The sequence below is a fragment of the Nostoc sp. PA-18-2419 genome, from assembly GCF_005869855.1.
GTDB lineage: Bacteria > Cyanobacteriota > Cyanobacteriia > Cyanobacteriales > Nostocaceae > Nostoc.
In genome coordinates this window covers 25,288-39,787 of the sequence record NZ_SZNH01000047.1, presented here as the reverse complement: position 1 = coordinate 39,787, position 14,500 = coordinate 25,288, and the positions used below count along the sequence as shown (strand labels likewise).

The 14,500-nt window shown below is 38.1% G+C and carries 8 protein-coding genes; all 8 read right to left on the bottom strand.

Annotation, left to right across the window (positions count from 1 at the left end):
- Positions 1 to 1,862, bottom strand: a 1,862-nt coding sequence (locus FCR06_RS28690) for a condensation domain-containing protein (RefSeq protein ID WP_138505870.1), incomplete at its 3' end; no start/stop codon positions are given.
- A gap of 14 nt (positions 1,863 to 1,876) precedes the next feature.
- Positions 1,877 to 7,861 carry a non-ribosomal peptide synthetase gene (locus FCR06_RS28685; RefSeq protein WP_138505868.1) on the bottom strand — a complete coding sequence of 1,995 codons (5,985 nt, stop codon included), beginning with the start codon at positions 7,859 to 7,861 and terminating at the stop codon, positions 1,877 to 1,879.
- Positions 7,862 to 7,896: 35 nt separating this feature from the next.
- A complete protein-coding gene (locus tag FCR06_RS28680; protein ID WP_138505866.1) occupies positions 7,897 to 8,964 on the bottom strand; it encodes an HAD-IIIC family phosphatase in 1,068 nt (355 codons plus the stop codon).
- Positions 8,965 to 9,125: 161 nt separating this feature from the next.
- Positions 9,126 to 9,992, bottom strand: a complete 867-nt coding sequence (locus FCR06_RS28675; protein WP_138505864.1) for a cupin-like domain-containing protein — start codon at positions 9,990 to 9,992, stop codon at positions 9,126 to 9,128.
- Between the two features lie 56 nt (positions 9,993 to 10,048).
- A complete protein-coding gene (locus FCR06_RS28670; protein ID WP_138505862.1) occupies positions 10,049 to 11,236 on the bottom strand; it encodes an acyl-CoA dehydrogenase family protein in 1,188 nt (395 codons plus the stop codon).
- A 39-nt stretch (positions 11,237 to 11,275) separates the two neighbouring features.
- Positions 11,276 to 11,524 (bottom strand): acyl carrier protein, encoded by a 249-nt coding sequence (locus FCR06_RS28665; RefSeq protein ID WP_138505860.1) that lies wholly within the window; start codon positions 11,522 to 11,524, stop codon positions 11,276 to 11,278.
- Between the two features lie 19 nt (positions 11,525 to 11,543).
- Positions 11,544 to 12,398 carry a 3-hydroxyacyl-CoA dehydrogenase family protein gene (locus tag FCR06_RS28660; RefSeq protein WP_138505858.1) on the bottom strand — a complete coding sequence of 285 codons (855 nt, stop codon included), beginning with the start codon at positions 12,396 to 12,398 and terminating at the stop codon, positions 11,544 to 11,546.
- Between the two features lie 91 nt (positions 12,399 to 12,489).
- Positions 12,490 to 14,484: a carbamoyltransferase gene (locus FCR06_RS28655; protein WP_138505872.1), complete on the bottom strand. Its 1,995-nt coding sequence runs from the start codon at positions 14,482 to 14,484 to the stop codon at positions 12,490 to 12,492.
- Positions 14,485 to 14,500 lie beyond the last annotated feature (16 nt).

Below are 14,500 nucleotides of genomic sequence, written 5' to 3'. Positions count from 1 at the left end.
CCTGTTGAGCCGGATGTATAAATGATATAAGCCAAGTTCTCAGTTGTACACTCACTGATTGGGTTTTGTTGGCTAAGCTTTGCTATTGTTTGCCACTCACTATCTAGACAAACTACAAAACCCTGATGTTGGGGCAAATTCTGTTTGAGGTGCTGCTGTGTTAGTAATACTGATATTTGAGCATCTTCTCGGATGAAGCTTAGACGCTGTTGAGGATAGGTAGGGTCTAGTGGTACGTATGCGCCGCCTGCTTTGAGGATGGCTAATAGTCCAATCACCATCCAAAGCGATCGCTCTACACATATTCCCACCAATACTTCTGATTTTACACCTAAAGTACGTAGATAATGTGCTAGTTGGTTGGCTCTGGCGTTGAGTTCGCCATAAGTTAACTGCTCATCTTCAAAAACCACCGCTACGGCGTCCGGCGTTCTTTCCACTTGTGCCTCAAACAACTCGTGGATGGTTTTTTCTTGGGAATATTCAGTTTGCGTGTTATTCCAGTTTTCTAATAACTGCTGTTCTGCTGAGGTTAACAGCGATAATTGTTCTAAGCGCTGGTAGGGGTTAACAACCATGCCTTCCAGCAGTGTTTGCAGGTGTCCTAACATCTGGTTGATGCTGAAAACACCAAAGCGATCGCTCTGTTGATAGGCTATCTTAAATAATAATTCTCTGCTGGGAATAATACTTAGAGTTATCGGATAATTAGTTTTTTCAAATACTTGTATATTTTTAATTTTGACGTTTAAATCCGGCTGTGCCAATCTTTCATCTAGAGGGTAATTTTCAAATACCACAATAGTGTCAAATAAAGATAGATTAGCAGGAATCTCGCTCCATTTTTGGATATCCACTAACGGCGCGTACTCGTATTGACGCGCTTCTACTTGTTGAGCTAAAAGTTGTTGCAGCAAAGGGAGCAATTCTTGCTTGGGATTTACTTGTACCCTGACTGGCAAAGTATTGATAAATAGCCCAACCATAGATTCTGCATTCACTAAGGCAGGAGGACGACCAGAAACCGTAGCTCCAAAAACTATATCTTCTTCACCACTGTAACGGCTCAGTAGCATTGTCCAAGCCGCCTGCACCAAGGTATTAAGGGTGAGTTGATGCTGTTTGACAAAGGAATTAAGAGCAGCAGTTGTGGCAGGAGACAATTTCAATTCTTGTTCCTTGTAATCCTGTTCTTGCTCACTTTGGTATCCAATTGAACTAGTCCCCAGTTGAGTGGGAGATGTTAAACCTGAAAGTGTCTTTCGCCAAAAAGCTTCGGCTTGAGAAACATCCTGTTGTTGCAACCAAGCAATGTAATCCCGATACGGACGGGGTATAGCTAAGTAAAGATTTTCGCCTTGGCAAAAAGCTTTGTAGTAAGCAATAACTTCTTCATAGACGTTAGGGCCTGACCAGCCGTCAAGTAACAGATGATGATGGCTCCAACAGAAATGATAAACTTGCTCTGCCAAGCGAATTAGTGTGAAGCGCATCAGTGGGGCTTGAGAGAGCAAGAAACCATGTTGACGGTCTGCTTGCAAGAAGGTTTCTAAGTGTTGTTGTTGCTCAGTTGGAGGTATTTCGCGCCAGTCTAACTCTTGCCAGGGGAATTTGACCTCTCGACAGACTACCTGAAGAGGTTTTTCTAAGTTTTCCCACACACAAGCGCTTCTTAACACCGGATGACGCTTTATTACTTGTTGCCAAGCTTGGCTAAAAGCAGTAACGTTTAATGCTCCATGCAACTCAAACCACATCTGTTCGACGTAAATACCAGAGTTAGGGGCATAAATACTGTGGAATAGCATCCCCTGTTGCATGGGAGATAAAGGATAAGCATCTTCAATATTTTTTAAGCTCATCTTGTTTCTCTCCCTTAAAATGAAATTTGTTGCAAAGCTAAATCGAGTTCTGCTTGGTTTAACTGCGTCAAAGGAAAGTCAGAAGGCGTAAAACCAGCTGCTTCGGGTGATTGACAATGGGCAATTATCGAGCGCAAGGCCTCGATAAACTCCTGTGCGAGAGTTTCCACTGTAGATTGTTTGTGCAGGTTATGACTATAACGCCACTGCAATTTCAACTGACCTGAAATAATACTGCTGTCAATTTCCAGCAAGTGTGAGCGATAATGGCGATCGCTTTGGTTGCTACCATCAGATTCACTAGCAAATTTAAACATTGAAGAGGTGTTTAATACTTGGTCTAGCTGACCCAGGTAATTAAAACTCACTTCTGGTTTTGGTAAAGAACGCAATACCCCAGTTATTCCAGGATTTTCATTCAGATAGTACAGTACTCCATAGCCGATACCCCGATTTGGTATCTGCCGCAGTTGCTCTTTTACCATCTTTAAGGCTTCTCCAGGGTCGTTAGTCTTTTCTATACTCAAAACAATAGGAAATATACTGGTAAACCAACCAATTGTGCGCGAGATGTCTGCATTTGTTAATATTTCTTCCCTGCCATGTCCCTCTAGGTCTAACAACAGGGTGGTTTGTCCAGTCCACTTGGCAAATGTTTGTACCAGTGCTAGGAGTAACACATCATTGATTTGAGTCCGATAAGCAGCTGGTACATCTTGTAACAGGGCTTGGGTTTCTGTTGCACTCAAGGTGACTGTAACGCTTGCAGTAGAACTGATTGTATTATTCCCACCTGGATAATCTACAGGTAAGGAGGAACAGGGCTGACGCGGTTGCAACCAATAATCGATTTCCGCTTCTGCTGGTGCTGATTGAGCATATTGTTGCAGTTGCTCAGCCCATTGTTTGAAAGAAGTGGTTTTTGGCGGTAATTTGATGGTTTCACCTTGACTTAGCTGTGTGTAAGCTGTCTGCAAGTCTTCCAATAAAATTCGCCAAGAGACACCATCTACAACCAAGTGATGAATAACAATAAAAAGGCGGCTGTGCTGATTTACACCAAGGTTTAATGAAGCAACTTGTAGCAATTGTCCGGATAAGTTAAGACTGGCTTGGAGCTCGCTGCAAGTCGCGGTAATCGCAGCACTTTGGCTTTCTGGAGGTAATGTAGATAAATCGATGACTGTAACTGGCGCTACCTGCTGAAATTCTTCAATCCTTGCCTGCCATCTCGATGATTCTTGGATAAATTGCGATCGCAGCAGGTCGTGGTGTTGTAGCAAATAATTTACTACTTGCTCTAGAATTACTGGATTGAGTGCTTGTTGTACCTCTAGTAAAACAGCCTGATTGTAGTAATCGGGGTTGGAAAAATTTTCCTCAAAAAACCAGCGCTGGATGGGTGTTAAGGGGAATGAGCCAGTTACCGAACCTTGTTCGGCTGAAATTGAGATATTGCTGCTAACAACTGTTGCTAGTTGGGCAATGGTTTGGTGCTGGAATAATTGTTTGGGTGTCAGGTGTAGTCCTGCAAGATTTGCTTTAGATATGACTTGAAGACTGAGGATAGAATCTCCACCTAATTCAAAGAATTTATCATTAATACCTACTTTTTCTAAGCCAAGTACTTGCGCCCAAATCAGAGCCAATTGTTTTTCAACACTCGTCTGAGGTGCAATATAGGTTTCTTCTAATTCTGGGCGGATTCGGTCAGGCTCCGGCAAAGCCTTACGGTCAATTTTACCATTAGGAGTAAGTGGTAGCGCTTCTAGCAATACAAAAGCTGCTGGCAGCATGTAGTTTGGTAACTTCTCCTCTAAATGCTGCCGTAATAGAGACACAACTTGAGTATTAGACATCTGCTGTAGTGGAGTATTAGCATAATCACTCCAAGCCTGATAGCTAGTAGTTTTTCCAGTGCAAGGAGGAGCTACCACTATCGGCTTCATCTGTAAGGCTATGGTGCGGCTTTTGAATACTACTTTGTATTCACCATTAACACTTTCATCTGACCAACTAATATCAACAGTGTAAGGTAGTTCTTCACTCAAAGCCCATAATTCTTCGGGGTCTATGCCAGTTGTTGCTATTGCTTGGAGAGCTTGGTGTAGCTGACTAACATTTGTCAAGTCTTGGGAGTTTTTGAGTAATTCTACAGCTTTGACATCTGCCAAGACACGAGCATTAGGCACATTAACAATTCCTAAAATATCCGGCTGAGTCTCTATGAGTAATTCACGAACAGATCCAAGCGTCAACTTTGCTTGCTGCCAATCTAACCATGAAATATCTACTAGAGGATTATCATGCTCTACATGGATAATCACATCGTAACGGAATTTAGTCAATTCATTATGAAAGTGGCCGCGTTCGAGATGAATTTCTACATGACTAATCTTGGGTAAATGCTGTTTTAAGGCGATGAAAAAAGCTGGGTCGATAACTAACTGTTTCTCTGCAAATATTTGCTTTTGCACGCGTTGCTGTAAATTTGCGACAGACAAAGAGGCTGGTGCTTTATGTAATTGAACAGAGGTGTGAAAAGCTTCTAGTAAGCTGAAATTGCGAACATCTCCTAAAAATATAAAGCCTCCAGGTTGGACTACATTTACAGCACCTTCCAATACTTTTAATAAATAATCAATACTAGGAAAATATTGGGCTACTGAGACGATGAATACAGCATCGAAACTATCTGTACTCATACCAGTGAAGTCATCTGCTCCTTTCTGGATGAAACTCACTGCTGACAGATCTTGCCCTAAGTTGCTTAATTGTTGCTGGAGAATGTTGAGAGCATTTTGTGAAATGTCAGTTGCACAGTATTGCGTGCAATCAGGAGCAAAGTGTAAAAGCATCAAACCGCTTCCACCACAACCAATTTCTAGAATCTGGGTTGGTTGTAAAGCTGAAATCCGCTCAACTGTTTGCTCCATCCACTCACGTACTTGTTCATCAGGGAGATGCAAGCCTGTATAGCTACTTTCCCAGCCTTTAATATAAAAACCTGACTGTTGTTCTAAGTCTAACTCGTTGTAGAGACTATCAAAAACTGCTTGCCACTGGGAGGCTTGTTGAGTGTTCAAATCAACTGCTGATGTCTGCCCTTTGACAACATCAGATGTATTGGCAACTACATAGGCTACTAACTGCTGAGATTCTGATACATCTTTGTGAGGAATTACTGTAGCTTCCCGAACATAAGGATGTTCGTCAAGCAGTGCTTCTATTTCCCCTAGCTCAATACGGAAACCCCTAATTTTTACTTGGTTGTCAACACGACTAGTGAATTCAATTTGACCATCATTGCGGTAGCGTACCCGATCGCCTGTTTTGTAAAGACGAGAACCTAGCCGCTCGCTAAAAGGATTTGGGATAAACTTCTGAGCTGTTAGTTCTGGTTGATGCAGATAGCCTCTGGCTACCCCAATTCCTCCAACGTACAATTCGCCCCAAATGCCGATGGGAACTGGTTGTAAATCAGAATCTAACACATAGGTTTGCACATTGGCGATCGCTTTGCCAATGGGTACTTGTGCTTCTACAGTCGCTAAATCGCAAACTGTAGCCACCACTGTAGTTTCTGTTGGCCCATAGCTATTAATCAAACGTATGCCTGGTACTTGCTGTCGCCAAGTGTTAACCTTGTCAGGCAACGCTTTTTCACCACCAATAATTACTAGGCGCAGTGATTCTGGTAACTTTGATGCTAAGGTTGCAAGTTCTGAGGTTAGTTGATGCCAAAAGGCAGTAGGTAGATCTAAAACCGATATGCAATGCTGTTGGCATTTTTGATTGAAAGCTTTAATCGAAACCAACATTTCATCAGTTCGCAATACCAAAGTCGCACCGTGCAGTAAACAAGGAAAAATTTCTTCACAAGCAGCATCAAAACTAATAGAGGCAAATTGTAAGATGCGGTCTTCTGGTTGGAGTTCGTACTCTGTGATTGCAGCTTGGACAAAGTTTACCAAAGACTGATGCTGGATTGTCACAGCTTTGGGTGTGCCAGTAGAACCTGATGTATAAATCACATAGGCTAGATTTGCCTGAGTTGTTTGATTTACTGGATTTTGTAGGATTGCCGAGGATACGCCTTGCCAATGAATCTCATCTAAGCAAACGACTTTTGCTGTATGTGCTGGTAGCTTTGCTAGCAGATGTTGTTGTGTGAGTAATACTTCTATTTGAGCATCATTTAGTACTAATGCTAATCGCTGCTGCGGATAGGTTGGGTCAATCGGTACGTAGGCTCCGCCAGCTTTGAGGATGGCTAATAGCCCAATTATCATCTCAATTGAGCGCTGCGTGCAAAGTCCCACCAGCACCTCTGGTTTGACGCCTAAAGCTTGCAAATAATGTGCTAATTGATTGGCTCTAACGTTCAGTTCCCGATAGGTAAGTTGTTCTTCCTCAAAAACCACCGCTACGGCGTCCGGCGTTTTTTCTACTTGGACTTCAAACAATTCATGGATGCATTTTTCCTCAGAGTAATTGGTAGTGGTATCATTCCACTTACCTAACAGAGTTTGCTGCTCTGCATTTGTCAACAGTGGCAAATCTGATAAGCGCTTGTGAGGGTCGGTAACAATCGCTTCCAACAAATTAATCAAATGCCCGTTCATCCGCTCAATAGTGGCAGCATCAAACAGGTCAGTATTGTACTCCCAAAACCCCCAAAGTTCTGACTTGGCGTCCATCACAAACAGCGTTAAATCAAACTTAGCTGTTTGACTGTGGTTGTCAAGCCATTTGAGAGTCAAACCAGGCAATACCAAATCTTTTTTGGTATCTTCCTGCAAAGCAAACATGACTTGAAATAAGGGGGTATGACTGAGATTCCGCTCAGGATGCAGTTCTGCCACAACTCGCTCGAAAGGTATATCAGTATGAGCATAAGCACCCACGCATACTTCGCGCACTCGACCGAGTAATTCTAGAAAACTTGGGTTTCTGGAAAGGTCAGTACGCAGTACAAGGGTGTTGACAAAAAAACCGATTAATCCTTCAATATTGGTATGGTTGCGGTTAGCTATTGGAGAGCCGAGGCAAATATCTTCTTGGTTTGTATAGCGATATAATTGCGCTTGAAATGCTGCTAATAGGGTCATAAACAAAGTAACCCCTTGCTGGTTGCTTAAAGACTTAAGCATACTAGTCAAGCGTGGTGATAGCTCAAAAGGGCTGGTTGCTCCTTGGAAACTTTGTACTGGCGGGCGCTGACGGTCTGTAGGCAGAGCCAAAGTGGTTGGAGCATCTGCTAATTGCTGCTTCCAATAACAAAGTTGAGTTGTTTCTCGCTCACCTTGCAACCAATCACGCTGCCAGATAGAATAGTCCGCGTATTGAATGGGTAGTTCTGAAAGCGGAGAAGATTTTTCAGCACAGAAACTTTCGTATAGTACTGCTAATTCTTGGTTAAGTATTTGTATTGACCAGCCATCACAGATTATGTGGTGGATAACTAATAAAAGTAAATGTTCCTGCTCGCCTATTTGCAACAACATCGCTCGCAGCAAGGGACTAGATGCTAAGTCAAAAGCCTTTTGAGCAATTTCACCAGTTAGTTGCTCAACTTTAGCATTTTGCAATGCTTGCGGTAAGTTGCTCAAGTTCACCACTGGTAACTCTATAGTCCAAGTGGGATGAATAACTTGAACTGGTTGCTCATTCAATATTTCAAAGCAGGTACGCAAAGATTCATGGCGTCTAATAATCTCATTCAGACTTTTCTCTAAAGCTGCTAAATTGAGAATGCCTTTTAATTGTATACACGCGAATTCGTTGTAGACAGAACTTTGGGATTCTAACTGTTGAAAAAACCATAGTCCCTGTTGAGTTAAAGATAGAGGAGCAGGGCTTTGCTGGGCACGAGGAGAAATAACTATTTTTTGACTATTAGGACGCTCCTCACCTCGTAAGCGCTTTTCTAAAAGTGCTTGTTTGGCAGGTGAGAGTTGAGAACGTCGTTTAACAATTTCATCTGCTTTGTTATTCATAAATATTATTCAATAAATATTTTATTATTAATAAATTAATCAATTACTTGAAAATCTACATACGAAGGTATAAGTTGAATTCGACTTAAATCGTTTTCAAAAATTACTGAACTGCCATTATTGTCAATTTCCTTAAACCCGGCAAATTTATAAGATATATACATCATTCTGTTACGGTCATTTGAGATAAACTCTGCTACAAGACGGACATTATTGCTTTTAGCCAAACTCATAATATGATTTAACATAATTATCCCGACTCCCCTGGACATAACCCGACAAGACATCAGYAAAAGCTTTATTGTCCATATTTCTGTTTCACATTCGAGCAGAGCTAAACCTATTTTTCCGTAAGTACCATACTTATCTTCTAGATTTGCAATTAGTAGTTTATGATTTTCTGAAGAGCGAAAATGATTGAGTTCGTCATAGGAGTAAGTATAGCCAGTTGTATTCAATTGGTTAGTCCGCAATGTTAATTCTTCTGCACGTTGTAAATCTTCTTCTTTTGCAGAGGATATTGTAAATTTCATCTTGAGAGTAGCTAAGAATTCGTCTGCTGCACCAACAAATTCTTTCTCGGCATTTTGACGCTCTATATCACTGATATACATCAATCTTCTAATTTGTGAATCTTCCGTAATAAAACGGGGATTCATCACAGGCATATTTAAGATATTTTCTATTTCATCTACATTTATGCAGAGAATTTCTGGCAATGAAAATTTTACTTCTTCTAGTTCGAATAATTGATCATCAATAAAGGCGATCGCATCCATCCCAATATTTAGTAACTTAGCGATTTCTTTAATAGAAGCCGCCTTAGAGTTCCAATTTATTTGTGGGTATAAAAAATACTCTTTTAACCTAAATTCTTCTAGTTTTGCTAGTGCTGTAGCATGTTCGTTCTTACTAGATATAGATTGTAGGATACCACGACTATCTAAAGTATGAATAATATTTAGTAGATTTTCTCGCAAAGCAACTTTTTTATCTTCCAGTAAAACTCCATACCATAAAGTATTATCTAAATCCCAAACAACACATTTAATAACTTTTTTATCTTGTTTACTATTTAATTCTTGCTCTCTTATACTAATCATGTCTTAAACCATCTCTGCTAATTTATTTTTATCTCAGTAGTAACAAAGGTTTGAGTAGTGATAAATTTACGCAACTAACTTATAATTTATTTGATACAATACTTTCTAAGTATTTTCGTTTATTTGTATAGTTAATAGAGATTTTTTAAAATTACTAGTGATTACCAGATAGATTCAATAAACGACTTAAATATGGTTATAGAAGAAGTTGAATGAAATATATAATGAGGTAATATATTTAAACTAGTAGATAATAATCTTTTTTGCAGAAAAAAATCTTTTATTTTAATATCATACCAAAATGACAATGATATGTTCTCATCTAATGCTGTAACATGATGCCACCAACCAGGTGGGATATATAGCATTTCTTCAGCTTGAAGTATAACTTCTATTTTGTCTTTCCAGGGAAATTTAGGAAATAATTCCAAATCGAGGTTAATAGGATTTACCTTACTAAAATGTGCATGAGTCCCACTTTCTCCAAGGGGGGGATATAATGATAAATAATTAAAAGGAGGAAACATAAGTATTCTTTTTCTACCTCGAATTTGAGCAAAAATATTATGTACCAGATCAAAGTGAAGGGTGGTAGTTCTACCGGAGGAACCAAACCAAAAATTAATTAATGGTTTTATACTAAAGTACTTTGGATAATTTATATCGCCAGTTAGTTGAGGAAAATATTTTTCAAAATTTAGCTGAGCCATATAATATTCAAAATTAATTTCTTTTTTATTTCTACTAATTATATCTATATAGTCCTTTAACTTCATCTCTTCTTGTTTGTAGCTTTTCTCTAATACATACTCATAATTTTCCAAATATGATTTAGGAGAAAATTCTACAGGAATAATATTATTTTCACATTTTTTTAATAGATAATCATTAGACCAATCTTTGCATGCGTTCCAAGATTCAACTATCCCATCAATTAAAAAAGGCTGATATTGCCTCCAAGCTTCTATAAATTCTTTTTGACTAGGATTTTTAATTTTTAAAATAGAGTTAGAATTTTCAAACAACATAAAAAAACACCTTTTTAATTATTTTTATTTATTAAATGTCAATCTGCTTGATTTTGTTATATGAGAATATTATCAACCAATAAGTTTTTTTCCAAGATAATAGAATCGTTTGAAAAAAGATAATTTTGATAACCTGACTCTGCAATAGTAATCTCTTGAATTTGAGTACTACCTTCGATGATTTCCATAACTTTCGAGTCGCGTAAATACCTTTCAACTGGGTACTCACTGCTACAACCATTGCCACCATGAATTTGCACGGCATCATTTGCTATTTTGGTAGCTACTGTGGATGCAAAGTACTTAGCAATAGAAGTCTCCATAATTGAGTTAGGGTCATTAATTTCTTTGAGATAACCAGCTTGATAACATAACAATCTTGCTGCTTTGACGTTAGTTATCATCTGAGTAATCATTTGGCGGATTAATTGATGTTCTTTGAGGTAAACACCAAACTGTTTTCGTTCACTTGTATACTTGATACAAGCTTCCAAACAAGCTTGAGCAATACCTACACAACCTGATGCCACACTATATCTACCATAATCAAGTGCAGTAGCGGCAATATATGAAAATCCAAAACCTAATTTACCTACTAAATTTTCTTGAGGAATTTGACAGTTATTAAACTGCAATTCTGCTGACATTGAAGCTTTAACACCTAAAATCCCAGACATTGGTTTAACTGAAAATCCAGGACTATTTTTTTCAACTAAAAAAGCAGTCGCTTTTCCCTCACATTTAGCAAAGACTAAAAATACATCTGCTATTTGCCCATAGGTAATCCATTTCTTTTGCCCATTTAAGACATAAGCATCACTAGTAAGTGTTGCTGTTGTTTCTACATTTTTGGCATCGCTACCAACATTTGGTTCGCTTAATGCAAAAGCAGCAATGACTTCTCCAGATGCAAATTTGGGAAGCCAATACTGTTTTTGAGATTTATTACCCCATTTACACAAAGCATGAGCAACCATGTTGTGAACTGTCAGCAAACTTCTAATGGAAGAACATCCGCGTCCAATTTCCTCATTGAGAATGCCATAGGTAATCATGTCCATTTTTTGACCACCATATTCTTGGGGTAATATAGCACCAAGAAAACCACGTTGAGCTATTTTATTAATTAGTTCTGGCGGAGTAAATTCTTTCTTATCCCATTCTCCAGCATTAAGACATATTTCTTGATTAACAAAAGCTCTAAATTCAGCTTTAGCATTTTTTTGTTGAGCAGAGAGTTCCATATACTATTTGTGTGGCATAAAATGGCAATTTTTATTTAATTACTGCACGAGAATAGCAGTTTTACGTTCGACTAAATTAGCGATAGAGTTGATTGTACGGAAATTTTCAAATTCTAAATCCTCGTTTTCAATAGCAATTTGAAACTCTTGCTCTACAAATAAAACAAGTTGCATAGCAAACATAGAATTGACAAAACCTAGAGCAAAGATGTCTTCGTTCGGTTGTAAATCATGATTGCCAAAAAATTTTGACAGAAAAGTTTTTATTTTAGATTGAATCTCGTTCATTATTCTTGATATTCCCTATTTATTGATATACGTAAAAACCTTTACCACTTTTTTTACCATGTAACCCGGCATCTACCATTTTTTTGAGCAGAGGGCATGGTCTGTACTTACTATCATTAAAGTTTTCATACAAAACTTCAATAGAAAATAAAATCGTGTCTAGACCAATTAAATCTGCTGTTTCTAAAGGCCCCATTTTGTGACCGAAACAACCTTTAAATATTTTGTCCACATCTTCTGCTGTAGCAACTTGGTCTTGCAATATAAAAATAGCTTCGTTAATAGTTAACATTAACACTCGGTTAGAAACAAAACCTGGTGAATCATTAACAATTATGGATTCTTTACCCATCTGAGCTAACATTTGTTTCGCTGTCTCAATTGTTACGTCAGAGGTATGATACCCGCGAATCATCTCCACCATCGGTTTCATGGGTACAGGATTCATAAAGTGTATCCCAACAATTTTATCAGCACGTTTGGTGACTGAAGCAATGCGGGTAATCGGAATAGCTGATGTGTTAGCAGCGAATACGCAATCTGGCGGACAAATAGAATCTAGTAAAGGATAAACCTCTCTCTTAATATTCCATTTTTCAGTGACATTTTCTATAATAAAATCTGTACAATCTAAACTTTTATAGTTTGTTGAAAACTCTATTTTACTGAGTATATTATCTGGAGTTTCTGTATTATTGCTTTTTTGGAAAAAACTCTGAAAGCGGATATTATTCCTGATTTCATGTCTAGCCTTATCTAAGATATTTTCGGAAATATCTATTAGAAAAACTTGATGATTTGTTTGAGCGAGGTTTTGTGCAACTCCTATTCCCATAACCCCCGCACCAACAACACCTACTGTTTGAATATCCATGATTTTAATTGACCTTCATTTTAATTTTATTGTACTTAAATCCAGCAATATTTACTTCATAAAATAGTAAGTAATTATGAATTGTATTAACTTATGGTCTTAGTATAATTAAGCGCTGCGACCATAATTCAATCAGTTCATGAATGATATCTTTAGCTTTTCCTTCTTCTGTATTAAAATGTTTATTCAGAAGATTCTCTATTGTTTTATTACTGTTTGCTAACTTCAAAACTTCAAAGACTTCAGCTGATATCTCTCGCTGAAATTCAAGCTCATAGCTATTTTTAATATAGAATGACTTGGCAAAATTTTCTTTTGGAGCAAACTTATTGACCTGATGTAAGGAAATATGAAAGGGAAGAAAAAACCTCAGGGACATATAATTCCACCATGACACATCCCTTCTTCCGATCAGGTAATCTTCTACAACAGTATAGTCTAATCCTGTAGTTAAAAAACAAACTATAGCATCTTCAAGGGAATCTACAATTGGTTCAACATTGTTATTGAATGATGTATTAAGCAAAATTGGAACGCCTGTCAACTGTTTAAATGAGTTAATTAAATCCCAATATTTTTTGTTTGTTTTTTGTGATACAGTTTGGATTCTAGCTGTTCCATCAATGTGAGTCACTGCCCCTAAAAGTTGACGTTTATCTTCTTTGACATTAACTACAAATATCATGAATGGGAGTTTTTTTTGATTGTGTGGAACTTCAAAGAATTTATCCACATCTTCTTCTAAAACAGACGGAGCGAAAGGTCTGTAACCTTCCCGCTTCTTAATCATTTTGTTAATACGAGTTTTATTTTCTTCTGGGCGGGGATCTCCAATAATACTTCTGTTTCCCAAAGCTCTTGGTCCAAATTCAGAACGACCTTGAACCCATCCCACAACATAACCACTTGCTAATAACTTTGCTGTCTGTTCAGGAACATTGTCCAATTTCTCGAAGGTAATAAAATCTTGCCATTGCATCAATTGGTTTAAAACAGAAGAAGAACTCCCGATATCTGTTCCCCAGTAAACATGCTCAAGTTTATCAGGCTTCTTAGCCTTTGGATTGGCCTGATAATAGGCATACAAAGCAGATCCTAAAGCGCAGCCGGCATCATGAGCCGCAGGCTGAACAAATACATTTTCAAATATTCCAGACCGTAATATTTTACCATTAAGAGTACAATTATGAGCTACTCCTCCTGCTAAACAAAGATTTTTATAGTTAGTTTTTTCTTGTTGGTATTTAATCACATGAAAAACTATATTCTCTAAGGCTTCTTGAAGTGATGCAGCAATATCCTTATGAGTTTGTGTGAAAGGCTCTCCTTTGCGGCGTGGTATCCCTAAATCAAAAAGTGAGATTATTTTATCTCCATGAATTTCATAATCTCCATCAGGAAGTAATGTATAGAATGTTTGGAATAAGTCTTTATATTTTTCTGAGTTACCGTAAGGAGCTAGTCCCATTACTTTATATTCATCAAATTCGCCATATCCTAAAAAGGATATTATTTCACAATATAAATGACCAAGAGATAGGTAGACAGGAATATCAGTTATTTGGTGAAGTATTGTTCCCTTACCCTCAAAAATCATACCAGAACTGTTCTCTCCAGCCCCATCAAATGTGGTAATCAAGCTGCTTTCATAACCAGACAAGGCAAAAGCGCTCATTGCATGTGCATAGTGATGGGGAACAAAACAGAACTTATCTCGATTTACTTCGCAACCTAATCCTTTACGGAAAAGATTTTGAAAAAATATTCTTGGATCGATTGTTGTTAACTGGGGATTATTCAAAAACATTAGTTTCAGCCATGTCTGAGCGTATTCTATTGAACTGTAAAATGCAATCAAGTCTACGTCCTGTAATTCTACGCCATGACTGTTTAAGCAAAAACGCACTGATTCAACAGGAAACTTATTTGTATGCTTTATTCGATTAAGCCGTTCTTCCTCAATTGCACAGACAACTTTTCCATCTTCGATCAAAACACACGCTGCGTCATGAAACATATTTCCTAAATTTCCATGTCGCTCATCAGAAATAAGTTCTATTCCTCCAGAAAACCCTAAAACTAGCATTTTATTCACCTCTGTA

Excerpts from the sequence above, each read along its gene's own strand:
- FCR06_RS28665 (WP_138505860.1), bottom strand. The coding sequence starts at position 11,524 with ATGAACGAGATTCAATCTAAAATAAAAACTTTTCTGTCAAAATTTTTT.
- FCR06_RS28655 (WP_138505872.1), bottom strand. The coding sequence starts at position 14,484 with ATGCTAGTTTTAGGGTTTTCTGGAGGAATAGAACTTATTTCTGATGAG.
- FCR06_RS28675 (WP_138505864.1), bottom strand. The coding sequence starts at position 9,992 with ATGTTGTTTGAAAATTCTAACTCTATTTTAAAAATTAAAAATCCTAGT.
- FCR06_RS28660 (WP_138505858.1), bottom strand. The coding sequence starts at position 12,398 with ATGGATATTCAAACAGTAGGTGTTGTTGGTGCGGGGGTTATGGGAATA.
- FCR06_RS28670 (WP_138505862.1), bottom strand. The coding sequence starts at position 11,236 with ATGGAACTCTCTGCTCAACAAAAAAATGCTAAAGCTGAATTTAGAGCT.
- FCR06_RS28685 (WP_138505868.1), bottom strand. The coding sequence starts at position 7,861 with ATGAATAACAAAGCAGATGAAATTGTTAAACGACGTTCTCAACTCTCA.